Origin of the sequence: Paenirhodobacter enshiensis, from assembly GCF_000740785.1 — a bacterium.
Lineage (GTDB): Bacteria > Pseudomonadota > Alphaproteobacteria > Rhodobacterales > Rhodobacteraceae > Rhodobacter > Rhodobacter enshiensis.
The window spans coordinates 207,621-232,232 of record NZ_JFZB01000005.1 but is presented as its reverse complement, the minus strand read 5'-3'; the positions used below and the strand labels follow the sequence as shown (position 1 = coordinate 232,232).

Sequence of the window (24,612 nt, the reverse complement as noted above, 5' to 3'; positions counted from 1 at the left end):
GCTCTCGCCCCATGGGCGATATCAAAGAAGCAGAAAGACCGCTGTGCTTTCAGCTGCCAATGATCGAACAAAGGCGGTCCAGTGTCTCGAGATCCTTGAACTGGATTGTCAATTCGCCGGAGCGATCAGCCTTCATCGCAATGGAAACTTTCATATCCAGAGCCGCGGACAAGTCGTTTTCCAGAGCAATCGTATCGGCATCCTTGTCTGTCGGCTTTGCAGACCGGGCCCTGGGTGGGCCTGAAACCGGCTTTTTCTCTTTTTGGACAAGCCGTTCAACCTCACGCACCGAAAGGCCGCGGGTCACGGTATCGCGGGCAATACGAACCGGATCCGAAGCCGTGATCATCGCCCGGGCGTGACCAGCACTGAGTTTTCCCGAGCGAACAAAATCACGCACTTCTTCGGGAAGCTGCAAAAGGCGCAGCTGGTTAGCGATATGGCTACGGCTCTTGGACAGCGCTTCAGCCAGTTTTTCCTGCGTGTGTCCGAAGCGATCCATCAGTTGCTGATAGCTGAGCGCCTCCTCTAACGGATTGAGATCCGCGCGCTGAATATTCTCGATAATTGCAACTTCAAGAACTTCGGTATCACTGAGCGGACGAACGATGACAGGAAGCTCGTGCAGCTGCGCCATCTGCGACGCTCGCCAACGGCGTTCGCCCGCTACAATTTCGTAATGCCCCTCTTTCTTCGGATGAGGGCGCACGATCAAAGGTTGAATAACGCCTTTTTCTCGAATGGAATCAGCAAGTTCCGCCAGCGCATCGGGATCGAAGGTCCGTCGGGGCTGGTCCGGATTGGCAGAAATCATCTCGATCGAGATCATGGTTTCGGCACGCCGGGGCTGATCTGGAGGGGTCGTCAGCAGAGTATCGGCCATCAGTGCGGAAAGACCGCGGCCGAGACCGCGCCGCTCTGGCTTCTTGTCGCTCATAATCCGCTCCCTTTTCTGCTACTCTGATGGCGTGCGACGAGTTCGCGGGCCAGCGCGCGATATGCCTCGGCCCCCCGCGACGAGGAATCGTAATGAAGGACGGGCATCGCGTAGGACGGCGCCTCAGAAACGCGAACATTACGCGGAATCATCGTCCGAAATACCAGGTCTCCCAGATTCCCGCGGGCATCGGCCTCGACCTGTTGCGAGAGGTTATTGCGCACGTCATACATCGTCAGGACAACGCCTTCGATCCGAAGATCCGCGTTGGCGGCTTGCCGGACCTCGCGGACGGTCAGCATGAGCTGCGAAAGCCCTTCGAGAGCGAAAAACTCTGCCTGAAGCGGGACCAGAACGGAATGGGCAGCCACCATCGCGTTGATGGTCAGCTGACTGAGCGACGGCGGGCAGTCGATCAGCACATAATCGAGCGAATACGCATCGATATCGATCTGACGCAGAGCGTCGTGCAGCAAGAAGCTCCGCTTTTCGTTGGAAACCAGATCCATATCCGCCGACGACAAATCGGACGTTGCCGGGCAGATCCACAAATTGCGAATCCCGCTTTGCTGAATGACGGTGGTAAGAGGTGCCTCTTCCAGAATGAGGTCATAGGCGCTGAATTTTCGCGCTTCGATCCCGATGCCAAGACCTGTCGACGCGTTTCCCTGCGGATCGAGATCGACGATAAGAACCCTTTTGCCCTGCTCGACCAAAGCCGCAGCCAGGTTGATTGTGGTCGTGGTCTTTCCAACCCCCCCCTTCTGGTTGGCTATCGCGATGATACGGGGCCCCGGTGGGCGAGTAGGATCAGACACGTTCAATGCCCTCGATCTTCAAAATGACCGCCTCGGAATCGGTCCGGCTTTTGTGGCTCTCCATCATGAACGACCACGTTTTTTGCGCCTCGGCAAGCTCCTCGCGCCATCGTGCCCCTTTCGGAAACAAACAGACGCCGGTAGCGGCAAGATGCCGCTCAGCGAATGCCAGCAAATCGGCCAAAGGGGCCAAAGCGCGGGCACTGAGAACATCTGCATTCAAGGGAGAAATGGCCTCGATACGATCAGAAACCACCTGAAGTTTCAGCGACATTTCTCGCGCAGCGGTCATCAGAAACGCCGCCTTGCGTCGATCGCTTTCGACAAGGGTCACGAACAGATCCGGCCGTTTTTCAGCGGCAAGAATTGCAACGACCATGCCCGGAAAACCGCCACCGCTGCCGATGTCGGCCCAGCTTTTTGCATTCTCTGGCAAGAGCGAAAAAATCTGAGCGGAATCAAGAAAATGGCGGCTCCAAATATCCGAAATCGTCCTGGGCGACACCAGGTTGATCGCGGAATTCCACTTTTTCAGAAGGGCTTCGTAGGTCTCAAGACGTGCGATTGTTTCACGTGAAACACCAAAATACGACTGAAAGCTGTTTCGATCTGTCATGCCTGAGCCCGCTGGTTATGTCGCAACCTGGCAAGAATAAGTGCCAGCGCTGCCGGGGTCATGCCTTCAACGGACCTGGCCTGAGCAATGCTGAGAGGCCGAATCCGCGACAGCTTTTGCCGAAGCTCGTTCGACAGCCCGGATAGGAGATCATAGTCGAATTCAGGCGGAATTGCCCAGTGTTCATCCCGACGAAGGGCCTCGACATCGCGCGCCTGCCGGGCGACGTAATGGGCATAAAGCGCGTCGCGAGCCAGCTGATGCGCGGTATCCGCGTCAATTATTGCAAGCTCCGGGCTTGCCGCAGTCAGAGAAGCAAAGCTGATATCCGGAAAAGACAACAAATCGAATGCGTTGCGACGAATGCCATCTCTCTTGAGGGCAATTCCTGCGCTTTCACCCGCCGCCGGGGAAATGACGGTGTTTTCCAACAACCGGCGACCGGCTGTCAGCCGCTCCATCTTGTCTTCAAACTGTGCTTTCCGCCCTTCCCCGATACAACCGATCTGAAGTCCGAGTGGGGTCAACCTCTGGTCCGCGTTATCGGCACGCAATGACAAGCGAAACTCGGCCCGAGACGTAAACATGCGATAGGGCTCGGAAACACCATGCGTCACCAGATCGTCGATCATCACGCCGATATAGCTATCCGTCCGGCTGAAGGTCACCGGCTCCCGATTCAGCGCGGCCAAGGCCGCATTCAGACCGGCAACCAATCCCTGAGCCGCCGCCTCTTCATAGCCCGTCGTCCCGTTGATCTGGCCGGCAAGATAAAGCCGCGGGAGATCTTTCAGTTCCAGCGTTCCCGTCAGCGCCCTGGGATCGACGAAATCATATTCGATGGCGTATCCCGGCTGCAAGATACGGACGTTTTCCAGCCCGGAAATGGAATGCACGTAGCGTTCCTGAACGCTTGCGGGCAATGACGTCGAAATCCCGTTGGGATAAACGGTGTCGTCATTCAGCCCTTCCGGTTCCAGAAAGACCTGATGACTTTCCTTGTCAGCAAAGCGGACGACTTTGTCTTCGATCGACGGGCAATATCGAGGACCTACCCCTTCGATATGTCCCCCATACATAGCCGACAAGGACAGATTGTCACGAATGATCTGATGCGTTCGGGCATTGGTGTGCGTTACCCCACACGCGACCTGTCGCACAAAGGGCTTCTGATGAAGAAAACTGAACATGACGGGTTCATCGTCGCCTGCCTGTGAACCGAGCCGAGCCCAATCGATTGTCTTTCCATCGAGACGCGGCGGCGTCCCTGTTTTCAGACGGCCCAGAGGCAAGTCGAGCGACCGCAACCGCTCCGCCAGCGCTACGGACGGCTTATTTCCCATCCGTCCACCGGCCTGACGTTGGTCACCGATATGAATAATGCCATTCAGAAAGGTCCCCGTAGTCAGAACAACCGCAATGGCACGCAGAGGTTCATCGCCATTCAGAACAATGCCGGAAATCTGTCCCTGTTCAACGATGAGGTCTGTAACCTCTCCCTCAATCACAGCCAGGTTCACCTGATCAGAGGTCAGTTTGGCCATAGCCTGACGATACAAGCTGCGATCTGCCTGTGCCCGCGGCCCCTGCACAGCCGGTCCCTTGCTGCGGTTCAGCAATCGAAACTGAATTCCTGCAAAATCCGCTGCCTTGCCCATGACACCGTCAAGCGCATCGACTTCGCGGACCAGATGCCCCTTCCCCAATCCACCGATTGCAGGATTGCAGGACATTGTTCCAATTTCTCTTTTTCTTAGCGTAATCAGCGCAGTACTGGCGCCCATCCGGGCCGCAGCATGGGCAGCTTCGGTTCCGGCATGTCCACCGCCGACAACGATGACATCAAAATGTTTCACGTGAAACACTCCTCACTTGCCGATGCAAAAACTGGAAAAGATTTCGTCCAGCAATGTCTCGACGTCAATCCGGCCAACCAGAGTATCCAGAGCCCGCGCTGCATCGCGTAACGCCTCTGCCGCGATCTCGGCATGTTCAGGACGAAGCATTACCTCATCCCGTGCCATTTCCAAAGCCTCAACGGCGCGGCTCATCGCGATGCGATGGCGCTCACGCGTCATGGTCCCCGCAGCAGCGGCTTTCCGAGAAAGCCGCTCCGAAATCTCCGCAAGCAACTCCCCTACCCCGGCTCCTGTCAGCCCGGAAACCGCAAGGCCGCACTGGCTCCGAAGATCCGCCTTGCCCTGAACCACCAGATCTTCGGCCCGAGGTGAGATCAGGCCAACCTCTTCATCGTCAAGCAAAAAAAGACGCAAATCGGCCCGTTCTGCACGCTCGATTGCCCGCGCGACACCGATGGCCTCCACCCGATCGGGGGTTTCACGCAACCCTGCTGTATCCAGAAAGGTCACAGCGAGTCCGTCAATATCCATCCGAACTTCAATCACGTCACGGGTGGTTCCCGCAACATCAGAGGTGATCGCTGCCTCACGACCAGCCAACCTGTTGAGAAGAGTGGATTTTCCAGAGTTTGGCCGACCTATGATCGCAACTTCATAGCCCTCGCGAACGCGCTCTGCCGCTCCGACACCATCGAGTTCATGGCGCAACTCGCCGCAAACACGGTTGATCAGCTCCAGAACCTCCGGCGAGACATCGACAGGAACGTCTTCATCGGCAAAATCGATCGTCGCCTCAATAAGCGCACAGGCGCGGATCAGATTCCGGCGCCAGCCATCGACCTTTTGCCCGATCGCCCCTGACAACACCGTCAGGGCCTGACGCCGCTGCGCTTCGGTTTCTGCCTCAATCAGATCCGACAAACCTTCGACCTGGGTCAGATCGAGCTGTCCGTTTTCCAGTGCCCGGCGGGTGAATTCCCCAGGTTCGGCAAGACGCAGCCCATCAAACCCCGACAGCGCACGCAACACCGCCGATACCGTCGCGATGGAACCATGCAGATGCAGTTCCGTCACCCGTTCGCCAGTGAAGCTAGCTTCGGCTTCGAAGCACAGAACCAATGCCTCATCGAGAAAATCGCCGTTCAGGCGCAGTCGGCGCAGCCCTGCCACCCGCGCGGGCGGCAAGGAACCAGCAAGCACCTCCGTCACCGACCAGGACAACGGACCGGAAATACGAATGATGGCGACGCCCGCCTTTCCGCGCGCGCTCGCCTGAGCGTAAATCGTGTCCATGGCCTCTCCGGTGATACGTCAGCCGTTCATCGAATCGAAGAATTCCGCGTTGGACTTGGTCTGCTTCAGCTTCGAGATCAGGAACTCGATCGCGTCCGTCGTCCCCATCGGGTTCAGGATGCGGCGCAGCAGGTAAGTCTTCTGCAAGTCCTTGGAATCAACCAGCAATTCTTCTTTCCGGGTGCCGGATTTGAGGATGTCCATCGCCGGGAAGACGCGCTTGTCGGCGACCTTGCGGTCGAGCACGATTTCCGAGTTGCCGGTGCCCTTGAACTCTTCAAAGATCACTTCGTCCATGCGCGAGCCGGTGTCGATCAGCGCGGTCGCGATGATGGTCAGCGAACCGCCCTCCTCGATGTTGCGCGCGGCACCGAAGAAGCGCTTCGGACGCTGCAGCGCGTTCGCGTCGACGCCGCCGGTCAGCACCTTGCCCGAGGACGGGACCGTCGTGTTGTAGGCGCGACCCAGACGGGTGATCGAGTCGAGCAAGATCACCACATCGCGCTTGTGCTCGACCAGACGCTTCGCCTTCTCGATGACCATCTCGGCCACCGCCACGTGACGCGATGCCGGTTCGTCGAAGGTCGAAGACACGACCTCGCCATGAACCGAGCGCTGCATGTCCGTGACTTCCTCGGGACGTTCGTCGATCAGCAGAACGATCAGATAGCACTCGGGGTGATTGCGCTCGATCGAATGGGCGATGTTCTGCAGCAGAACCGTTTTACCGGTGCGCGGCGGTGCCACGATCAGCGAGCGCTGCCCCTTCCCGATCGGCGCCACCAGGTCGATGATGCGCGACGACTTGTCCTTGACCGTCGGATCCTCGATTTCCATCTTCAGCCGCTCGTCGGGATAAAGCGGTGTCAGGTTGTCGAAGGCCACCTTGTGGCGCGCCTTCTCCGGTTCCTCGAAGTTGATCCGCTCGACCGAGACCAGGGCGAAATACCGCTCGTTCTCGCCCGGTGCGCGGATGATGCCTTCGACCGTATCGCCAGTGCGCAGCGAATACTGCCGGATCATGTCGGGGCTGACGTAGATGTCATCGGGACCGGGCAGATAGTTCGCCTCGGTCGAGCGCAGGAACCCGAAGCCGTCCTGCAGCACTTCCAGAACGCCGTCACCGCCGATTTCGACGCCTTCCTCGGCATGTTCCTTCAGAAGCTGGAACATCATCTCGCCCTTGCGCATGGTCGAGGCGTTTTCGATCTCCCAGTCCTCTGCCATCGCAAGCAGATCCTTCGGGCTCTTCGCCTTCAGGTCGGACAGGTTGAGACGTTCGGTTTCGGTGGTCATGGCAATGCCCATTCACAAGGACCGCCCCGGTTTCAGGGGACGTGTCTGACAGTCGTGTAAGCTGAAACCCTTCGGCCGGACGGCCGCGGCTGAGATGCGAGATACCGCCGAAACTGCCGCGAGTCAATCTGACGGGGCCAAAGCCTCTGCACGGCCTTCAAAACAAGGCCCGACACAGGCTTTGCAAACTTTGCAAAGCCACAACGCGGGGCAGACAAGACTGCCGTTACCTATCATCTAATATAAGAAGAATTTAAAAGAAAAGATGAAGATGAAGTAGGCCCTGTGGATAATGTGAATCCGGCCTGTTCTCGACTCTCTTTTCCACTGTAGACAAGTTTCATTCGGGGTTTTCCACCTCGGTGTGAATAACTATAAAAATACATTAAAAACAGATAGATATACGAATATAACCGACCTCATCGACCTGTGGAAAACTCAGGTGAAAGTTTGGAACCTCAGTTATCAACATCTGCGCCGCGGTCTCTGCCAACCGGTGTGAAATCCGCTTTCGTTCCTTGACAAAACCCCGGTGAAACGTCGAAGCACGCTCGGGGGTGGTTCGGCTCCACAGAGCTGCCCCTTGGGTTTCAGCGGGGTTATCCACATGCCATCAGAGATCGTCCTGGCCTCTTCATCCGAGATCCGGGCGCGGATTCTTCGCAATGCGGGGCTGGAAATCGTCACCGTTCCGGCCCGGATCGACGAGGAAATGATCCGTCAGTCACTCTTGGCCGAGGGCGCGACGCCTCGCGATCTGGCCGATTTTCTGGCTGAGTCGAAGGCGCTGAAGGTCTCGTCGCGCAATCCGGGTGCGCTGTGCCTCGGTGCCGATCAGGTTCTGGAGCTGAAAGGCAAGGTGTTCTCGAAGCCGGAGAGCCCCGAGGAGGCGATTTTCCAGCTTTCCGAGCTTTCCGGCCAGACCCACCGCCTTCTCTCGGCCCTGGTCGTCGTGCGTGACGGCGCGCCCTTGTGGCGCCATGTCGGCGAGGCGCGGTTGACCGTGCGCCCGCTCTCCGCCCCTTTCATCGCCGATTACGTCGCCCGCTATTGGGAGCAGATCCGCCATTGCGTCGGCTGCTACCGGATCGAGGCCGAGGGTATCCGTCTGTTTTCGGCGATTCAGGGCGATCTTTTCACTGTTCAGGGGCTGCCGCTGCTGCCTTTGCTCAACTGGCTTCACGTCCGGGGGGACCTCGATACATGACCGATCATCCGCGTATTCCGCTCGCTGCCGTCATCGGTTCGCCCGTTGCGCATTCGCGTTCTCCGGCGGTGCATGGCTACTGGCTGCGCCAGTACGGCATTCCTGGATATTATATCCCGGTCGACATCGCTGCGCGCGACCTCTCCGAGGCCATGCGTGCCATGCACAAGATGGGTTTCGTCGGCTGCAACGTGACCATCCCGCACAAGGAGGCCGCGCTTGCCCTTGCCGACAGCGCATCGGAAACGGCCGTCAGCATCGGGGCGGCCAATACCATGACGCTCGCGGCTGACGGCTCGATCTTTGCCGACAATACCGATGGCTATGGCTTCATCGCCAATCTCCGCGCCGGAGCGCCGCTCTGGCGCCCCGAGGCAGGCCCTGCCGCGGTCATCGGGGCAGGTGGTGCGGCGCGCGCCATCGTGCATTCCCTGCTCGCCGAGGGTGTTCCCGAGGTTCGCATTTCCAACCGCACCCGCGCCCGGGCCGAGGCACTGCGCGACGATTTTGGCCCGCGCCTCACCGTCGTCGACTGGGCCGAGGCGGCCGATATGTTCGACGGGGCGGCGACGGTGGTGAATACCTCGTCTCTCGGTATGCAGGGCAAGGCAGAGTTCGACATCGCGCTCGATGCACTGTCCGCTGCCGCTGTGGTGACCGATTGCGTCTATACGCCGCTTGAAACGCCGCTGCTGCGCGGTGCCGCCGCCCGCGGCTGCGTGACGGTCGACGGCCTCGGGATGCTGCTCCATCAGGCCGTCCCGGGGTTCGAGCGCTGGTTCGGCCATCGCCCCGAAGTGACGGAAGATCTGCGCGTTCAGGTTCTTTCGGCATGAGCCGGCCGTTCATCCTCGGCCTCACCGGCTCCATCGGCATGGGCAAGTCGACGACAGCGCGCATGTTCGCCGAGGCCGGTATCCCGGTCTGGGATGCCGATGCGACGGTCCATGACCTCTACGGGCCCTCTGGCGCGGCGGTGGCGGCCATCGGTGCCGCCTTCCCCGGCACGGTGAGCGATGGCGCGGTGGACCGCGCCCGGCTGCGTCAGGCGATCCGGGCGGACGATACCGCCCTGCCGCGGCTCGAGGCGATCGTGCATCCGCTGACCAGCGCCGCCCGTCAGGCGTTCATTGCCGCCCATGGGCAGGACGATATCGTCGTCCTCGACATTCCGCTGCTGTTCGAGACCGGGGCCGATGCGCTGTGCGATGCGGTTCTGGTGGTCTCCGCCCCGCCCGAGGTGCAGCGCGCCCGCGTGCTGGAGCGTGGCACGATGACCGGGGCCGAGCTCGATCTGATCCTGTCGCGGCAGATGTCCGACGCCGACAAGCGCGCCCGCGCCCACCATGTGATCGAGACCCGGACCCTTGCGGAGACCCGCACCGCCGTGCATCGTCTGATCGACGAGATCCGGAGCCGCCGCCATGCGTGAAATCTGCCTCGATACCGAAACCACGGGCTTCGAGCCCTCCGAAGGTCACCGCATCGTCGAGATCGGCGCGCTCGAACTCGACAACCACGTGCCGACGGGTCGGACTTACCACCAATACATCAACCCAGAACGCTCGATGCCGACCGAGGCCTTTCAGGTCCATGGCCTCGGCGACGACTTCCTGCGCGACAAGCCGGTTTTTGCCCGGATCGGGCAGGAGTTTCTGGATTTCATCGGCCCCGATGCGAAGCTGGTGATCCACAACGCGGCGTTCGACATGAAGTTTCTGAACGCGGAACTGGGCTGGGCCGGGCTGCCGTCGATTGCGAACGAACGTGCCGTCGATACGTTGACCATGGCGCGGCGCAAGTTTCCGGGCTCACCCGCGACGCTCGATGCGCTGTGTCGCCGCTTTGGTATCGACAACTCTCACCGCACGCTGCACGGCGCGCTTCTCGACAGTGAGATCCTTGCAGAAGTCTACCTGGAGCTTCTGGGCGGCCGTCAGCCGGTCTTCGGTCTCGCGCCGGTGCAGAAGGCGGCGAAGGCTGCCGTGGTGACCGAGGACAACTGGCGCCCGCGCCCGCGTTCCGTTCCGTTGCCGTCTCGTCTGACCGAGGCAGAAAAGGCTGCGCATGAAGCGCTGATCGCCAGGCTCGGCGATGGGGCGATCTGGAAACGCTGAGCTTGTGACCCTGGTCGCAAGGGGGCAGAGCCCCCTTCTTCCTTCAATTTCTGCCGCGATCAGTCGAGGTAATCGCGGAACTCATTGAACACCTGCGCGTAGACCATGCGCTTGAACGGCACGATGCTTTCGAGGATCTCGGTCCAGGGCTTCCAGGCCCAGGCCGAGAATTCAGGATGTTCGGTATTCAGGTTTACGTCGCTGTCCTGACCGTTGAAGCGAAACAGGAACCACTTCTGTTTCTGACCGCGATACTTGCCTCCCCAGACCTTGCCGACGAGCGTGTCAGGAAGGTCGTAGGTGACCCATTTCCCGGTCTTGGCAAGCTTCACCACCAGATCCTCGGTGATGCCGGTTTCTTCCCACAGTTCGCGCAGTGCGGCGGCCTTGGGCTTTTCGCCCTCGTCGATCCCGCCCTGCGGCATTTGCCAGGCCGGGATCTCCGAATCCAGCCGCTGAGCGGCAAAGATCAGCCCCTCGCGGTTCATCAGCACGATGCCGACATTGCGCCGATACGGCAGGGCGGCGATTTCTTTGGGAGTCATGACATGTCCTCCGCGGACCGTTCTCATTTCTTGTTCGGTTTCGCCGGCGGCTGAGAGGCCGGTGCCGGCGCTGCATCGGCCTTGGCGGGCGTGTCGACGGTCTTCACCGGTGTCCCCATGACCTGCAGCCCCTTGATGAGGTCGATCGCATAGGACAGCTGGAAGTCCTGCAGACGCAGCTTCGCGGCCTCTTCGGCCTTGGCGCGTTCGGCCTCGGCCTGCTGCTTCTCGGCGTCGGACATCGAGTCGTTCGACAGGATGCCCTTCAGATCCGCTTCCGAAGTCATGTGGCCCTGAGGATCGTCTTCCTTGCCCGCATCGGGCGTCGGATCGGGTTGCGGCACCACGATGTCGGGCTGGATCCCGAGCGCCTGGATCGAACGACCCGACGGCGTGTAGTAACGCGCCGTGGTCAGGCGCATCGCGCCCTCACCCTGGATCGGGATAACCGTCTGCACCGAGCCCTTGCCGAAGCTTTTCGTGCCGACGACGATGGCGCGGTGATGGTCCTGCAGCGCGCCGGTGACGATCTCCGAGGCCGAGGCCGAGCCGCCGTTGATCAGCACCACCACCGGCTTGCCCTGAGCGAGGTCGCCGGGCGTTGCGCTCCAGCTTTCGTCGTCCTGGCTGTTGCGGCCGCGGGTCGAGACGATCTCGCCCTTGTCGAGGAAGGCATCGGACACCGAAATCGCCTGGTTCAGCAACCCGCCCGGGTTGTTGCGCAGGTCGACGACGAAGCCGTTCACCTTGTCGATGCCGCCGGCATCCGCGATGCCCTTCTTGATCGCGTCCTGCAGGTTCGGGAAGGTCTGGTCGTTGAAGGTGGTGATGCGCAACACCACGGTCTGGCCCTCGATGCGGCCCTTGACGGCGACCGTCTTGATCGTGTCGCGGGTCATCGTCATCTTGAGCGGGTCTTTTTCGCCCTTGCGCACGACGGTGATGGTGATCTCGCTGCCGACCGGGCCGCGCATCTTGTCCACCGCCTGATCGAGGGTCAGCCCCATCAGGTTCTCGCCGTTGACCTGGGTGATGTAGTCGCCGGGCTTGATGCCGGCATTGGCGGCGGGCGTGCCGTCCATCGGCGAGACCACCTTGACGAAGCCGTCTTCCTGCGTGACCTCGATCCCCAGACCGCCGAAGGAGCCGCGGGTCTGCACCTGCATGTCCTTGTATTCGTCGGGGGGCATGTAGCTCGAATGCGGATCGAGCGAGCTGAGCATACCGTTGATCGCGGCCTCGATCAGCTTCTTGTCGTCGACCTTCTCGACATAGTCGGAGCGGATCTTCTCGAAGATGTCGCCGAACAGGTCGAGCTGCTGATAGACCGAGGCGGGCTTCGAGGCCTCATCGGCCAAGAGCGGGGCCACCTGCGTCGCGATCAGCGCCCCGGCGACCGTGCCGCCCAGTGCGGCCATGATGAACTTTCTCATTCCCAACCTTCAGTCTTTCGTCTGAATGAACCACGGCGTCGGGTCCACGGGCTTCTTGCCCTTCCTGAGTTCCAAATAAAGCGTTTCCGTCTGCCCGGCGCTACCGCCTTTCTGGGCGGCCTGAACGAAATCGGCACCGAATTCCTGGGCTGCGGGTTCCGTGCCGCCCATCAGGCCGACCGGCGCACCGGCTGCGAGAACGTCTCCGACCTCACCATAGACGGTCCCGAGCCCGGCCAGAACCAGCAGATACCCCTGCGCCGGCTCGAGGATCATCACATTTCCGTAGTCGAGCAACGGTCCGCGGTAACGGATCGTCGCGGGCCAGGGCGTGGTGACCAGCGCGGCCGGCGCGGTGGCGATCACCAGACCGGGGCGACGGATGCCTGCGGCGTCGGCCTCGTTATACTTGCGTAGCAACGAACCGATCACCGGCATCGGCAGCAGACCCTGCGCATCGGGGAAATTGCCGACCGGAGGGCCGATATCGCTGTCTAGCCCGGCAAGCCCGGTTGCGAAGCCGTCGAGGGTGTCGGCGCTCTCGACCAGTCGGCGCACGTCATCGGGTTCTTCAAGGTAGCGCTTGGGCAGTGCGCTGCGGTCCGACACGGCCTGGCTCAGCTCGGTCCGGGCATCCTGAACCGAGGTCAGCCCCTCTTCCAGCACTTTTTCGGCATTGGCCTGAACGGCGCGAAGCTGCGCGATCTCGATCAGCGAAACGCGCAGCTTGTCGGCCTCGGCCTGAAGGGCCGGCGTCACCGAGCTGAGCACCATTCCCGAGCGTGCCGAACCGAGCGCCCCGCCCGGATGCAGCAAAAGCAGCGGCCCTTCGGATTTCTGCATCGTGCTCATCACGCCGAGCAGCCGGCCGATGTCGGCGCGCTTGGCGTTGAACTGCGACTGGATTTCGTCCTCGCGGATCGCGGCCCGGCGCAGACCGTTGCGCAGCGCGGCAAGGCCCTGCTCATAGGCGGTGATCGTGGTGGTCAGCGCCCGCACACGATCGGCCTTGGTTTTCGCCGCATCGAGCGCGCCGATCGCGTTGCGCAGGTTTTGCGCCGCCGCAGTTGCGGCCTGGGTTTCGTCATCCGCCCATGCCAGCCCGGGCGCCTGTCCGGCGATCAGGCACAGCGACAGGAGGCACAGGGACCGCGACAGCGCCCGCATCCGGCCGGCTCAGCGCACGATCAGGGTCTTGCCCGTCATTTCGGGCGGCACTGGCAGTTCCATCAGCTCCAGCAGCGTCGGTGCCAGATCGGCCAGACGGCCCTTGCGCAGGCTGACGCCCTCGGGCCCGCCGACCAGCGCCACCGGCACCAGATTGGTGGTGTGGGCGGTGTGCGGCTTCTTCGTCACCGGGTCGATCATCGTTTCGCAATTGCCGTGATCGGCGGTGACGATCATCGCGCCACCGACCTTGTGCAGCGTGGCGATGACGCGGCCCATGTCGCGGTCGATCTCTTCGCAGGCCTTGATCGCGGCGGGCAGGCTGCCGGTATGGCCGACCATGTCGGGGTTGGCGTAGTTGATGACGATCAGGTCATAGCCCTTCTCGATCGCGGCGACGAACTGGTCGGTGACCTCGGGGGCGCTCATCTCGGGCTGCAGGTCATAGGTGGCGACCTTGGGCGACTTCGGCATGAAGCGCTCCTCGCCCGGCCAGGGGGCCTCGCGGCCGCCGTTCAGGAAGAAGGTCACATGCGGGTATTTCTCGGTCTCGGCGCAGTGGAACTGCGTCAGGCCCTGCTTCGACACCCATTCGCCGATGGTGTTGACCAGATCGCGCTTCGGATAGGCGGTCTGCATGTATTCGTTGTGGCTGACCGAATATTCGACCATGCCGAGCATCTCGGCCCAGTGCGGCCGGGCCGAGACGTCGATCTCGTGGAACCCGGGCTCGCCGAGGGCGCGCAGGATTTCGCGGGCGCGGTCGGCGCGGAAGTTCAGGCAGAAGAAGCCGTCGCCGTCCTGCGTGCCGGTGTAACCGTCGATCACGGTGGGCTCGATGAACTCGTCCATCACCTTTTCGGCGTAGGACTTGGCGACCGCTTCGGCCGGGGTGGCGGCGGTGTGCCCCTTCGCCTCGACCATCGCGGCATAGGCCTTGCCGACGCGCTCCCAGCGGTTGTCGCGGTCCATCGCCCAATAGCGGCCGATCACCGTGCCGATGGTGCAGCCTTCGGGCAGGCGGGCGACGAAATCGTCGATGAAACCGGCGGCCGAATCCGGCGGAACGTCACGGCCGTCGGTGATGGCGTGGACGATGACCGGAACCCCTGCTCCGGCGATCATCTTGCAGGCGGCCAGAACGTGCTCGATATGGCCGTGCACGCCACCGTCCGAGATCACGCCCATCAGATGCGCGCGCCCGCCGCTCGTCTTCAGCTTGTCGATGAAGGCGAGGATGGCCTCGTTCTTGAAGAAGCTGCCGTCCTCGATGGCAAGGTCGATCTGCCCGAGGTCCATCGCCACGACGCGGCCGGCGCCGATGTTGGTATGCCCGACTTCCGAGTTGCCCATCTGCCCGCTCGGCAGGCCGACATCGGGGCCGAAGGTGATGAGCGTCGATTTCGGGCAGGTCGTAAAGACCTTGTCGAGGTTCGGCGTATAGGCAAGCGCGGGGGCGTTGCCTTCGGTTTCGGCGCGCTCGCCCCAACCGTCGAGAATGCAAAGAACCACGGGTTTCGGGCGCGACATGACAACCTCCGCTCAAGTGCTGCTTCTATTTAGGCGTCTGCGCCGGCGCGGGCAACAGCCGAGGCAGGAGGTCCGGGTTGCACAAGGCTCGGAACCGCCGGGAAAATCGCTGCCCGCCATGACGGAGGGACTTGCGCTCGCCGGTCCGAGCCGCTAAACGGCGCAACGGGTTTTCCGGCATTCTCGCCGGTCCCGAGAAGGCCGGTGTAGCTCAGCTGGTAGAGCACGTCATTCGTAATGATGGGGTCGGGGGTTCGAGTCCCTTCACCGGCACCACTTCCCGCAAGCGAAGTGGTGCAGAAATTCCGAAAATCCAGTCAATGCTGAACCGGACGCCCGCGGGCTGATCCGGTTTTCGTGCTGGCCCATCACCGTTTTCCTCCGGTTTAGTCGGCTGTTGCCCGGAATCCGGCTTCGGATCGTCGCTCCATCCTCATCAGTCCCCTTGAAAACAAGCGTATTGGCCCGATTTTGGCCTGTTTTTCTCTGCCAGAGACCTCTGAAAGTCACTCTATAACAGTGATATGCATTTTATATCCGCGATTAAACGCAATTATGCGCCGTTATGGCGCAACTATATCGACCCAGACCAGACGGTGGCGCGAGGCAGCGCGGACGTCCGCCGCCAGATCGTCTCCGGAAAGGGGCCAGACCACCCCTGCCCCGGTCACCGCGAGGTCCGAGGACGGCAGCACGTAATCCACCCGCAGGTTGCCCGGCGGATCGCCGTAATCCGCGGTATCGAGGCCGGGATCCCCCCGATGTGTCGCATCCGCGGCCTCCGCCCCGCCGGGCGAGGCGGGCAAGGGATCGCTCAGTCGCGGATCGGCCAGCAGGCGTTGCAACGCTTCGGGGCGGCCCTCGCTGTCTTCGGCATCGAGAGCCGCCTCTCCCATGATCGCGAAAGGCTGGGTGACGGGTGCGGCACCGGGGATCCGGCCGTCCAGCAGATCCAGCCAGAAAGCGGTCTCGTCATGGTTGCGCCGGCCGTTGCGATCCTCGGGGCCGTCGAAGACGGGCGGCGTCGCGGCGAAGGCGAGGATCGACAGCACTTCGCCCGAGGTCATCCGCACCGGCACCAGCCAATGGCCCGTGCTCGACAGCCGTTGCACCTTTCGCGCGGCCTCGCTCAGCCCGGCGCCGGCGATCAGGCCGTCGGGCAAATCCGCCCAGAGAAAGGCAGAGTAGTCGCGAGCGCGGCCCGCCTCGATCGGCAGGCGTGACAGCAATGCCATTCCCTTGGCGCCGGAAAATGTGCCATAGCCCTGCGCATCGCCGGGGCCGCCGGTTCTGCCGTCGCCATCGAGGTCGATTCCGCTGGCGCGCCCGGTGTTCGGCCGCGGCGCATAACTCCAGCCATAGTCGAGTCCTGCGGACTTCAGACGGGCGCGCAGCGCGTCAAGCGCCCGGCCCTCATGGTCCCAGTCGATCCCGGTGAGCAGCACGATGTCGGGATGCAGCCGGACAAGAACGGCAACGGCCGCGGCGACCTGCCTGTCCTTGCCGGCCTCGATGTCGCGCAGCATCAGCCCCGGTCCGTCGCGGTGAAACCCGATGTCCCATGTTGCCAGACGCAGTGCCTCGGCCCGGGCTGGATGGGGCAGCACCGGCAGCGCCATGATCGCAAGGATCCGCGCCGCCGCCCGCATCAGGCCGGCACCCCGTCCTGTTCCGATGTCTCGCGGCAGCTGCGCTCGATCTGGCGTGCGGCGCGCAGGATCGCCATCCCGCGCATGAACAGCCCCGCCGGCAGAAAGGCCCAGGCGACCACCGTCCAGATCAGCGACAGTGTGCTCCAGGGGGCGGCGGTGGCCAGAAAATGCGACAGCTGGCGGGCGATTTCGGGCAGCAGATAGGGCAGTGCCAGCGCCAGCACCACACTGACCAGCGCGTCGCGGCGCAACCGCTGCGCCAGTCCTGAATCGTCGGCCGAATAGAAGGTCGGCATGTTGGTCCACAGATTGAACCCGACGCCCGGCCAGTGCGTCCAGCGCATCAGCACGCACAGCAGCCCGATCATCGCCACGCCGCTCACCAGAACCAGTGCGCCGCCCTGCCGCAGCAACTCGGCCTGCGCGGGATCGGCGTTGGCGGGCAGGATGCGCAGCAACGACCGCAGCGGGCTGAGCGGCACATCGAGAACACTGCCGAGCCTTGCTCCCAGATCGCGGACCGCGCCGGTTCCGGCCTGGGCGTCGATCTGGGCAAGCACGGCGAACGAGGTCAGCGCCAGCATCAGGACCAGCGTTGCAAAACGCATCGCATTGTAAAGGGGCGCAAAGCGGAACTCGATCAGCCCGGGCGCGACGGCAACATATTCGACGAAGGTCAGCCCCCCCATGAACAGCGCAACCAGCGTCATCAGCAGGCTGAAGTCGTCGTTTTCATAGGGAAGAATCAGACCCGGAAGTGCAATCGCCACGATCACCAGGGCGGCACGGACCAGCGCGCCCACGATACGTCCTGACACAGTCCGTCTCCCACAGCTGGGGCCCGCAGGGGCCGCGATGACGTCCGGCAAACAAGGCCATGCCGTCATTTCGGCCTATATCTGACACAATTCCGGCGCGTTTCACAACGTGGCGCTTTGCACTGTGCAAGAATCCCGGACGGGTGATGCACCGTCGCATCAATCCATGGATGCCTGTGCCGTATGGGCGCACCAATCGCACAAAGGAAAGGGGCCCTTGCAGGCCCCCGGTTCCGGTTTTCATCTGTGCCGGATCTCAGACCCAGGGGCGCGACTGCTCCATCCGGGTCTCGTAATCGCCGATCGCGGAGACTTTCTGCAGCGTCAGCCCGATGTCGTCGAGCCCGTTCAGCAGGCAGTGCTTCTTGAACGGGTCGATGTCGAAATGGATCTTCTCGCCGTCCGAGGTGGTGATCTCCTGTGCCTCGAGGTCGATCGTCATGCGGGCGTTGGCGCCGCGCTCGGAATCGCGCATCAGCAGGTCGACCTGCTCCTGCGGCAGCCGGATCGGCAGCATCCCGTTCTTGAAGCAGTTGTTGTAGAAGATATCGGCGAAAGAGGTCGAGACCACCGCGCGGATCCCAAAATCGGCCAGCGCCCAGGGCGCATGTTCGCGCGACGAACCGCAGCCGAAGTTGTCGCCCGCGACGATGATCTGCGCGTTGCGATACTGCGGCTTGTTCAGCACGAAATCGGGGTTCTCGGCGCCGGTCTCGTCATAGCGCATCTCGTCGAAGGCATGAACGCCCAGTCCCGAACGCTTGATCGTTTTCAGGAACTGTTTCGGGATGATCATGTCGGTGTCGATGTTGACCAGCGGCATCGGGGCCGCGACGCCGGTCAGGGTGGTGAACTTTTCCATGGCTATTTTCCGCTATTCCTGAGCGCCAGGCCCAGAGAGATGAGAGTCGATCCGATCACGATCAGTTCGATCGCGAGCAGGGTTCCAAGCAGGATCAGGCTCGATTCCGGAACGGTGAACAGGATGTAGGCGCCAAGCCCGGCCGAGATGACGCCCGAGATCAGCATCATCCAGAACATCGGGGTGCCGCGCATCAGCGCGAAGGCCATGTAAAGTCGCACGATCCCCGAGACGAAGAACAGCGCACCGACCACCGCGGTCAGCGACACCATCCCCGCCAGCGGATTTGCGAGCATCCACACACCCACGACCAGATCGAGCAGTGCGAACGCCGCTGCCCACCCGCGCGAGGGCATCTCCTTGTCCGAGAACACCGACCACAGGCCGAGTGCCCCCGAGAACAGAAAAGCCCAGCCGACGAACAGCGTTACCGCCAGCGAGGCCGGCAGCGGGAAGATCAGCGCAATCGCGCCACCGGCCAGTGCCAGCGCACCCGAGACGATGAGAGAGGTCGTGCCCTTCATGGAAATCACTCCTGTAAACTGCAATTTCCGGCGATCCTACATCCGAACCATTCAGTTTACATCAGCTCCCTGACGTCGGTCAGGTGGCCGGTCACGGCCGCCGCCGCCGCCATCGCCGGGCTGAGCAGATGCGTGCGCCCGCCCCGGCCCTGACGGCCCTCGAAGTTGCGGTTCGAGGTCGAGGCGCAGCGCTCGCCGGGCTTCAGCTGGTCGGGGTTCATCGCGAGGCACATCGAGCACCCCGGCAGACGCCATTCGCAGCCCGCCTCGGTGAAGATCTCGGCCAGCCCCTCGGTCTCGGCCTGTTCGCGCACGAGGCCCGAGCCCGGCACGATCAGCACGCGCACGCCCTCGGCCACCTTGCGGCCCTTCAGGATCGCGGCCGCGGCGCGCAGATCCTCGATGCGGCCGTTGGTGCACGAACCGATGAACACCGCGTCGATGGCGATGTCGCTCAGCCTGGTGCCCGGCTCCAGCCCCATGTAATCGAGAGAGCGGCGCGCCGCCTCGACCTTGCCGCCGGTGAAATCCTCGGGCGCGGGGACGCTGGCCGAGATCGGCAGCACGTCCTCGGGCGAGGTGCCCCAGGTCACCACCGGCTCGATGTCCTCGCCGCGCAGCGTCACCACCTTGTCGAACTGCGCGCCCTCGTCGGTGAACAGGGTCTTCCACCAGGCGACGGCGGCTTCCCACTGCGCGCCCTTCGGCGCGTGCGGGCGGCCCATGACGTAATCGAAGGTGGTCTGGTCGGGGGCGATCAGACCGGCGCGGGCGCCGCCCTCGATCGCCATGTTGCACACTGTCATGCGCCCTTCCATCGACAGCGAGCGGATCGCCTCGCCGCAATATTCGATGACATGGCCGGTGCCGCCGGCGGTGCCGGTCTTGCCGATCACCGCAAGCGTGATGTCCTTCGCCGTCACGCCGGGATGCAGCTTGCCGGTGATCTCCACCTTCATGTTCTTGGATTTCTTCTGGATCAGCGTCTGAGTGGCGAGGACATGCTCCACCTCCGAAGTGCCGATGCCGTGGGCGAGCGCGCCGAAGGCGCCATGCGTCGCGGTGTGGCTGTCGCCGCACACCACGGTCATGCCGGGCAGCGTCCAGCCCTGTTCCGGGCCGACGATATGCACGATGCCCTGACGGATGTCGGTCACCGGGTAATAGGTCACGCCGAATTCGCGCGCGTTGTGATCGAGCGCCTCGACCTGGATGCGCGATTCCTCGTTCTCGATATGGGTTTCGCGGCCCTCGGTGGTGGGCACGTTGTGGTCGGGTGTGGCGATGGTCTTGTCGGGGGCGTGGACCTTGCGGCCGGCGACGCGCAGCCCTTCGAACGCCTGGGGCGAGGTGACCTCGTGCACCAGATGGCGGTCGATATACAGCAGGCAGGTGCCGTCTGCGTCTTCGGACACGACATGCGCGTCCCAGATCTTGTCATAGAGCGTCTTCGGAGCGGACATGGCTCTCTCTCGTGATGGCTATGTTTGGATAGGGTGGCGAGCCGCGCCCGTGGCGGCGGATCGCCGGATCTGTCAGGCAAAAGGGGGCAGGGCCCCCGCCGACATCAAAGTCGGGCGAGAGCGGACCGGCTTTCACCGGTGAAGCGTTCCGCCAGGCGGACGCGTTCCAGAAGGTCGAACACCATGCTCATGCGCCCGGATATAGCCGCAAGGCCGGCTCCGGGCAAGAATTCTTAGGGTCAGAGGGCCTGACCTTGTGCCTCTGCCCCTTGACATTCGGCGTCAAATCGCAGAGCGACCTGCGATCCGGCACCGCCTCGGTTGAGATTTCACCGTCGCGATGCTATTTTTGAATATGCCTCGCGCCGGGGCGAAAGCGGCGCGCGAACCAGCGGAGGACACTGTCCTGTCTGATCTTTCTGTGGCATCCGGCACTCCGGATGCGAATTCGGCCGCGGGCCGCGATGCCGATGTGGGCAGCGATGTGATCCTCGCACGCGTGCTGGCATCGCTCGACGATGACAAGGCCGAAGACATCATTACCATCGACCTGCGCGGCCGGTCGTCGATTGCCGATTACATGGTGATCTGCTCGGGCCGGTCGTCGCGTCAGGTCGGCGCCATCGCCGAGAAGCTGGTCGAGCGTCTGAAGGACGAGTTCGGCCGCATCTGCAAGATCGAGGGCAAGGACCAGGGCGACTGGGTTCTGATCGACACGCAGGACGTGATCGTCCACGTGTTCCGTCCCGAAGTGCGCGAGTTCTACCAGCTCGAGAAGATGTGGATGCCGGCCGGCGCCCCGGTCTGAGGCCACACGGATGAAGGTCACGATCTGCGCGGTCGGACGGCTGCGCAAGAGCCCCGAGCTGGAGCTGATCTCCGATTATCTCGACCGTTTCGGCAAGACCGGGCGGGGCCTTGGCCTCGGCCCGGCGCATGTCGTCGAGGTCGAGGACAAGAAGAACCTCGGCATGGAGGCCGAGGCGCAGCTTCTGGAGCGCGCGATCCCGCATGGTGCGGTGCTGGTCACCCTCGACGAGCGCGGCGATCTGGTGTCCTCGCCCGATTTCGCGCATCGGCTGGCGGGCTGGCGCGATGCCGGGCGCCAGGATCTGGCCTTCGTGATCGGCGGGGCGGACGGAATTTCGCCGGCGCTGCGAGCGCGGGCGGACTGGTCGCTCAGCTTCGGGCGCATGGTCTGGCCGCATATGCTGGTGCGGGTGATGCTGAGCGAGCAGGTCTATCGCGCGGCGCAGATCCTCGCGGGCACGCCCTATCACCGGGTCTGACCGACCCGGATAATTTGAATCCAATTTGCATGATTTGTCTGGAAAGAGCCGGTTTCCTGAAGGAATTAGTTAGTTCTGGATAGGTATTCTCGTCCTCGTGTCGACGTCCACGGGGATTGCGGGAAATGAGCTGGGTCTTGCAATTGCTGCGAAATCTGACTTCCGGGGCCTTTTCAGAGGCTGGCGGGCAGGTCGCACTGATCCGACTCGGGGCTTCGTCCGGCGCGGAGCGGGTTGCCGTATGGGATTATACCGCGGGCCAGCGGCTGGTTTACGACATGACCGACAAGGGCGCCATGACGCAGGTCGGTTCGTCCGAGATCGCGTCCATGGCGCGGGTTTCTGCAGTGATTTCGGGAAATTCCGGCTCTTTGGCCAAGGCAGCACTGGCCGATGCGGCAGCGGCAGCGGCACTCGATGCAGGTCATGCCGTTACCACCTATCTGTCGAAAACACCCTCTCAGGAAGAGGCGGTCAGCCTGCTTTCGGTCGACAGCGGCGGCAAGACCTGGATGATCGGTGCGGCGGCGGATTACTCCGGCCTGTCGGTCTTCGGTTATGACGGTGCGAGGGGCACGTTGAGCCCGCTGCAAACGGTATCCGACAGCAGCGCCGCCTATCTGCGCGCGGTCAGCGATCTGGCCTCGGTCAGCATCGGGGGCAAGACCTTCGTCATTGCCGGATCGGCGTTCGAGCATGGGGTGACGGCGTTCAGCCTCGGCAGCGACGGGCGGCTGACGCAGACCGACCGGCTGGGTATGCAGGAATCGGTGCCGGTGAATACGGTGACGGCGCTGGCCACGGTCAAGGTGGGCGGAGCGGCCTTCGTGGTGGCTGGGGCGTCGGAAACCTCCTCGCTGACGGTGATGCAGGTCAGTTCCACGGGCAAGCTGATCGTCAGGGACCATGTTCTCGACGATCTGACGACGCGGTTCGACGGGGTGACGCAGTTGCAGGCCGTTTCTGCGGGCGGGCGGGCCTATGTCGTAGCGTCGGGCAGCGATCAGGGGCTGACGGTCTTTGCGCTGACTGCGGAGGGGCGGCTTGTCCATCTCGCGACCCGGGCCGATCTTGCGGGCACGGCTCTGACGGGCAGCAGCGCGCTTTCCGTTACCGCCACGGGGGACGAGCTTCTGATCGCCACGACCTCGGGTTCCGAAGCGGGACTGACGCTGCTGCGCCTCGGGCTGTCGGGGACGGGGATGACGGCTTCGACCGGGTCGGGAACACTGACCGGCAGTGCCGGCGGCGACGTGCTGTCGGTCTATGGCACCGCAGGGGCAGGGATCGACGCAGGGGCGGGTGACGACATCGTGACCGACGGCGCCGGCAGCGACCGGCTGAGGGGCGGGACCGGCAATGATATCTTCGTGCTGCACCGCGACGGCAAGGCGGACACTATCCTCGACGCGACGCCGGGTCAGGATCTGATCGACATCTCGGCCTGGACCCGGGCAACCTCGGTCGAGGCACTGAATTATTCTGCAAGGGCGACAGGGGCGGTTCTGACCTACGGGACCGAGACACTGACCCTGATCTCCGGTTCCGGCAGATCGCTGAGCCTCGCTCAGGTGAGGCAGCTGATCCCCTCGGTCGCTTCTCATGTCGTTGTGCAGCCGTCACCTTTGCAGACCAGCACGCCCGCCCCCGTCCCCGGGGCAGGACCTGTCCCGGTTGCGCCGGCGCCGAATTCTGGCGTGATTTTGGAAACAAGCCCCGTGGTTTACGCGAAAATTCTGACGGGCAACAATGCTGCCAACCTTCTGGTCGGGACGGATCTGAATGACCGGGTCTATGGCAGTGGTGGCAACGACCGCCTTTACGGCCTGGCCGGGTCGGACTGGATCTTTGGCGGCAGCGGGTCGGACCGCATCTATACCGGGGCGGGCAACGATACGGTCAGCGGAGATTCTGGCAATGACAGCATCTGGGGGGGGGCGGGCAACGATCTGATCCAGGGCTCGGATGGCAACGATCTGGTCTATGCCGAGACCGGCAGCGACCGGATCTATGGCGGTTCCGGCAACGATATTCTGCATGGGAACGAAGGCAACGACCTGTTGTTTGGTGATGCCGGCAACGACCGTCTTTACGGCGAGTCTGGCAATGACAAGTTTTCCGGAGGATCGGGGCGCGACACGCTTTATGGCGGCTCCGGCAACGACCAGATGGCCGGAGGAAACGACGACGACCGTCTTTATGGCGGCTCGGGCTCCGATACGCTTTATGGCGGCTCCGGCAACGATGCTCTTTATGGCAACGACAACAGCGACCGGCTGTTCGGCGATGCGGGCAATGACCGGCTGTATGGCGAAGCCGGCAATGACAAATTTTCTGGCGGATCTGGCAACGACATCTTCTATGGCGGCTCCGGCAACGACCAGGTGGCCGGGGGCAGCGGCAACGACGGGGTCTATGGCGGACCGGGCAATGACAGGGTCTATGGCGGCTCCGGCAACGACGTTCTCAAGGGAGACAGCGGCCGCGACATCATGGCGGGCGACGACGGCAATGACCGGCTTTACGGCGGGGCGGACAACGACCGCCTGTCCGGCGGCAGCGGCAACGATCGCCTTTTCGGCGATGCCGGTAACGATACGCTGACCGGCGGCAGCGGGAACGACTGGCTGGAGGATAGATCCGGCGCCAACCAGCTCAACGGAGGGACGGGGAACGACACGCTGGTCGGCGCCTCCGGCAATGACGCGTTGCGCGGCGAGGACGGTCATGACCGCCTCTATGGCAAGACCGGAAACGATTTTCTCACGGGCGGTGCCGGCAACGATCGTGTTCTGGGCGACGCCGGCAACGACCGGATTTACGGCGATACCGGCAACGACACGTTGTTCGGCGGCTCCGGATCCGATTTTCTCTATGGCGGCACGGCCAATGACCGGCTGGACGGCGGAGCAGGCAATGACCGGCTGACCGGCGGGAGCGGGGCGGATACCTTCGTGTTCTCGGCCTGGACCGCGGGAGACCGCGATACGATCGTCGATTTCACCCCCGGGACCGACCATCTGCGGATCTCTGGCATCAACGGGGTCGCAGATCTCGACGACCTGAAAATCACCGATGCGTCAATCGGCATGACCATCGTGCACGCGGGTGAAACCATCGTGTTGAAAGGCGTGCACGAGATTTCCGACGGTGATTTTCTGTTCCGGTAAGCTGGCGCGGTGGTGT

At 62.8% G+C, this 24,612-nt stretch carries 22 protein-coding genes and 1 tRNA gene; 8 read left to right on the top strand and 15 right to left on the bottom strand.

Annotation, left to right across the window (positions count from 1 at the left end; all coding sequences use genetic code 11):
* Positions 1 to 49: 49 nt before the first annotated feature.
* The 6 genes from CG50_RS04005 to rho are packed head-to-tail and all read right to left on the bottom strand — an operon-like array spanning position 50 to position 6,819.
* Positions 50 to 937 (bottom strand): ParB/RepB/Spo0J family partition protein, encoded by an 888-nt coding sequence (locus CG50_RS04005; protein WP_036635435.1) that lies wholly within the window; start codon positions 935 to 937, stop codon positions 50 to 52.
* On the bottom strand, positions 934 to 1,755 hold the full coding sequence (locus CG50_RS04000) for a ParA family protein (RefSeq protein ID WP_036635434.1): 822 nt from the start codon (positions 1,753 to 1,755) through the stop codon (positions 934 to 936). The genes CG50_RS04005 and CG50_RS04000 overlap by 4 nt, the downstream gene beginning before the upstream one ends.
* Positions 1,748 to 2,371 (bottom strand): 16S rRNA (guanine(527)-N(7))-methyltransferase RsmG, encoded by a 624-nt coding sequence (gene rsmG, locus CG50_RS03995; RefSeq protein ID WP_036635431.1) that lies wholly within the window; start codon positions 2,369 to 2,371, stop codon positions 1,748 to 1,750. The genes CG50_RS04000 and rsmG overlap by 8 nt, the downstream gene beginning before the upstream one ends.
* Positions 2,368 to 4,227, bottom strand: a complete 1,860-nt coding sequence (mnmG, locus tag CG50_RS03990; RefSeq protein ID WP_036635430.1) for a tRNA uridine-5-carboxymethylaminomethyl(34) synthesis enzyme MnmG — start codon at positions 4,225 to 4,227, stop codon at positions 2,368 to 2,370. Before mnmG ends, rsmG begins: the two co-directional genes overlap by 4 nt.
* A 12-nt stretch (positions 4,228 to 4,239) precedes the next feature.
* Positions 4,240 to 5,523, bottom strand: a complete 1,284-nt coding sequence (gene mnmE, locus CG50_RS03985; protein WP_036635429.1) for a tRNA uridine-5-carboxymethylaminomethyl(34) synthesis GTPase MnmE — start codon at positions 5,521 to 5,523, stop codon at positions 4,240 to 4,242.
* A gap of 18 nt (positions 5,524 to 5,541) precedes the next feature.
* The gene (gene rho / locus CG50_RS03980) at positions 5,542 to 6,819 is read right to left on the bottom strand and encodes a transcription termination factor Rho (RefSeq protein ID WP_036635428.1); all 1,278 of its coding nucleotides are present in this window, start codon (positions 6,817 to 6,819) and stop codon (positions 5,542 to 5,544) included.
* Between the two features lie 607 nt (positions 6,820 to 7,426).
* On the opposite strand from rho, the gene CG50_RS03975 reads away from it, so the two are divergent.
* From CG50_RS03975 to dnaQ, 4 genes are read left to right on the top strand one after another with little or no spacing between them, the layout of a single operon-like run.
* A complete protein-coding gene (locus tag CG50_RS03975) occupies positions 7,427 to 8,026 on the top strand; it encodes a Maf family protein (RefSeq protein WP_036635427.1) in 600 nt (199 codons plus the stop codon).
* Complete coding sequence (locus CG50_RS03970) at positions 8,023 to 8,862, top strand: shikimate dehydrogenase (protein WP_036635426.1); 840 nt, start codon at positions 8,023 to 8,025, stop codon at positions 8,860 to 8,862. The genes CG50_RS03975 and CG50_RS03970 overlap by 4 nt, the downstream gene beginning before the upstream one ends.
* On the top strand, positions 8,859 to 9,458 hold the full coding sequence (gene coaE / locus CG50_RS03965) for a dephospho-CoA kinase (protein ID WP_036635423.1): 600 nt from the start codon (positions 8,859 to 8,861) through the stop codon (positions 9,456 to 9,458). Before CG50_RS03970 ends, coaE begins: the two co-directional genes overlap by 4 nt.
* On the top strand, positions 9,451 to 10,143 hold the full coding sequence (gene dnaQ, locus CG50_RS03960; protein WP_036635421.1) for a DNA polymerase III subunit epsilon: 693 nt from the start codon (positions 9,451 to 9,453) through the stop codon (positions 10,141 to 10,143). Before coaE ends, dnaQ begins: the two co-directional genes overlap by 8 nt.
* A 59-nt stretch (positions 10,144 to 10,202) precedes the next feature.
* Here dnaQ and CG50_RS03955 read toward each other — a convergent pair whose 3' ends face one another.
* From CG50_RS03955 to gpmI, 4 genes are read right to left on the bottom strand one after another with little or no spacing between them, the layout of a single operon-like run.
* Complete coding sequence (locus CG50_RS03955) at positions 10,203 to 10,688, bottom strand: RNA pyrophosphohydrolase (protein ID WP_036635420.1); 486 nt, start codon at positions 10,686 to 10,688, stop codon at positions 10,203 to 10,205.
* A 23-nt stretch (positions 10,689 to 10,711) separates the two neighbouring features.
* Positions 10,712 to 12,121, bottom strand: a complete 1,410-nt coding sequence (locus CG50_RS03950; RefSeq protein ID WP_051909474.1) for a S41 family peptidase — start codon at positions 12,119 to 12,121, stop codon at positions 10,712 to 10,714.
* Between the two features lie 9 nt (positions 12,122 to 12,130).
* On the bottom strand, positions 12,131 to 13,288 hold the full coding sequence (locus CG50_RS03945; RefSeq protein ID WP_152559420.1) for a murein hydrolase activator EnvC family protein: 1,158 nt from the start codon (positions 13,286 to 13,288) through the stop codon (positions 12,131 to 12,133).
* 9 nt (positions 13,289 to 13,297) lie between these two features.
* Positions 13,298 to 14,818 carry a 2,3-bisphosphoglycerate-independent phosphoglycerate mutase gene (gene gpmI, locus CG50_RS03940; protein ID WP_036635418.1) on the bottom strand — a complete coding sequence of 507 codons (1,521 nt, stop codon included), beginning with the start codon at positions 14,816 to 14,818 and terminating at the stop codon, positions 13,298 to 13,300.
* A gap of 200 nt (positions 14,819 to 15,018) precedes the next feature.
* On the opposite strand from gpmI, the gene CG50_RS03935 reads away from it, so the two are divergent.
* Positions 15,019 to 15,094, top strand: a tRNA-Thr gene (locus CG50_RS03935).
* 287 nt (positions 15,095 to 15,381) lie between these two features.
* Here the strand turns inward: CG50_RS03935 and CG50_RS03930 are convergent.
* From CG50_RS03930 to leuC, 5 genes are all read right to left on the bottom strand, one after another.
* Positions 15,382 to 16,467 (bottom strand): endonuclease/exonuclease/phosphatase family protein, encoded by a 1,086-nt coding sequence (locus CG50_RS03930; RefSeq protein ID WP_081880267.1) that lies wholly within the window; start codon positions 16,465 to 16,467, stop codon positions 15,382 to 15,384.
* Positions 16,467 to 17,288 (bottom strand): hypothetical protein, encoded by an 822-nt coding sequence (locus CG50_RS03925; protein WP_152559419.1) that lies wholly within the window; start codon positions 17,286 to 17,288, stop codon positions 16,467 to 16,469. Before CG50_RS03925 ends, CG50_RS03930 begins: the two co-directional genes overlap by 1 nt.
* 256 nt (positions 17,289 to 17,544) lie before the next feature.
* On the bottom strand, positions 17,545 to 18,150 hold the full coding sequence (gene leuD / locus CG50_RS03920; protein WP_036635417.1) for a 3-isopropylmalate dehydratase small subunit: 606 nt from the start codon (positions 18,148 to 18,150) through the stop codon (positions 17,545 to 17,547).
* Positions 18,151 to 18,152: 2 nt separating this feature from the next.
* A complete protein-coding gene (locus tag CG50_RS03915) occupies positions 18,153 to 18,674 on the bottom strand; it encodes an HdeD family acid-resistance protein (protein ID WP_036635411.1) in 522 nt (173 codons plus the stop codon).
* A gap of 56 nt (positions 18,675 to 18,730) precedes the next feature.
* Positions 18,731 to 20,137: a 3-isopropylmalate dehydratase large subunit gene (gene leuC / locus CG50_RS03910; protein WP_036635410.1), complete on the bottom strand. Its 1,407-nt coding sequence runs from the start codon at positions 20,135 to 20,137 to the stop codon at positions 18,731 to 18,733.
* 355 nt (positions 20,138 to 20,492) lie between these two features.
* Between leuC and rsfS the strand changes: the two genes are divergently transcribed.
* From rsfS to CG50_RS16160, 3 genes are all read left to right on the top strand, one after another.
* Positions 20,493 to 20,945: a ribosome silencing factor gene (gene rsfS, locus CG50_RS03905; protein ID WP_081880266.1), complete on the top strand. Its 453-nt coding sequence runs from the start codon at positions 20,493 to 20,495 to the stop codon at positions 20,943 to 20,945.
* 10 nt (positions 20,946 to 20,955) lie between these two features.
* Complete coding sequence (gene rlmH, locus CG50_RS03900; protein ID WP_036635409.1) at positions 20,956 to 21,426, top strand: 23S rRNA (pseudouridine(1915)-N(3))-methyltransferase RlmH; 471 nt, start codon at positions 20,956 to 20,958, stop codon at positions 21,424 to 21,426.
* 125 nt (positions 21,427 to 21,551) lie between these two features.
* Positions 21,552 to 24,596, top strand: coding sequence for a calcium-binding protein (locus CG50_RS16160; RefSeq protein WP_081880265.1), 3,045 nt, complete (start codon positions 21,552 to 21,554; stop codon positions 24,594 to 24,596).
* The last annotated feature ends 16 nt before the right edge of the window (positions 24,597 to 24,612 follow it).

Coding starts and splice junctions, on each gene's coding strand:
- mnmE (WP_036635429.1), bottom strand. CDS start 5,523: ATGGACACGATTTACGCTCAGGCGAGCGCGCGCGGAAAGGCGGGCGTC.
- CG50_RS03945 (WP_152559420.1), bottom strand. CDS start 13,288: ATGCGGGCGCTGTCGCGGTCCCTGTGCCTCCTGTCGCTGTGCCTGATC.
- gpmI (WP_036635418.1), bottom strand. CDS start 14,818: ATGTCGCGCCCGAAACCCGTGGTTCTTTGCATTCTCGACGGTTGGGGC.
- rsfS (WP_081880266.1), top strand. CDS start 20,493: ATGCCTCGCGCCGGGGCGAAAGCGGCGCGCGAACCAGCGGAGGACACT.
- CG50_RS03970 (WP_036635426.1), top strand. CDS start 8,023: ATGACCGATCATCCGCGTATTCCGCTCGCTGCCGTCATCGGTTCGCCC.
- dnaQ (WP_036635421.1), top strand. CDS start 9,451: ATGCGTGAAATCTGCCTCGATACCGAAACCACGGGCTTCGAGCCCTCC.
- leuC (WP_036635410.1), bottom strand. CDS start 20,137: ATGTCCGCTCCGAAGACGCTCTATGACAAGATCTGGGACGCGCATGTC.
- CG50_RS03930 (WP_081880267.1), bottom strand. CDS start 16,467: ATGCGGGCGGCGGCGCGGATCCTTGCGATCATGGCGCTGCCGGTGCTG.
- rsmG (WP_036635431.1), bottom strand. CDS start 2,371: ATGACAGATCGAAACAGCTTTCAGTCGTATTTTGGTGTTTCACGTGAA.
- CG50_RS16160 (WP_081880265.1), top strand. CDS start 21,552: ATGAGCTGGGTCTTGCAATTGCTGCGAAATCTGACTTCCGGGGCCTTT.
- CG50_RS03950 (WP_051909474.1), bottom strand. CDS start 12,121: ATGAGAAAGTTCATCATGGCCGCACTGGGCGGCACGGTCGCCGGGGCG.
- rho (WP_036635428.1), bottom strand. CDS start 6,819: ATGACCACCGAAACCGAACGTCTCAACCTGTCCGACCTGAAGGCGAAG.
- CG50_RS03975 (WP_036635427.1), top strand. CDS start 7,427: ATGCCATCAGAGATCGTCCTGGCCTCTTCATCCGAGATCCGGGCGCGG.
- CG50_RS04005 (WP_036635435.1), bottom strand. CDS start 937: ATGAGCGACAAGAAGCCAGAGCGGCGCGGTCTCGGCCGCGGTCTTTCC.
- coaE (WP_036635423.1), top strand. CDS start 8,859: ATGAGCCGGCCGTTCATCCTCGGCCTCACCGGCTCCATCGGCATGGGC.
- CG50_RS03915 (WP_036635411.1), bottom strand. CDS start 18,674: ATGAAGGGCACGACCTCTCTCATCGTCTCGGGTGCGCTGGCACTGGCC.
- CG50_RS03955 (WP_036635420.1), bottom strand. CDS start 10,688: ATGACTCCCAAAGAAATCGCCGCCCTGCCGTATCGGCGCAATGTCGGC.
- rlmH (WP_036635409.1), top strand. CDS start 20,956: ATGAAGGTCACGATCTGCGCGGTCGGACGGCTGCGCAAGAGCCCCGAG.
- leuD (WP_036635417.1), bottom strand. CDS start 18,150: ATGGAAAAGTTCACCACCCTGACCGGCGTCGCGGCCCCGATGCCGCTG.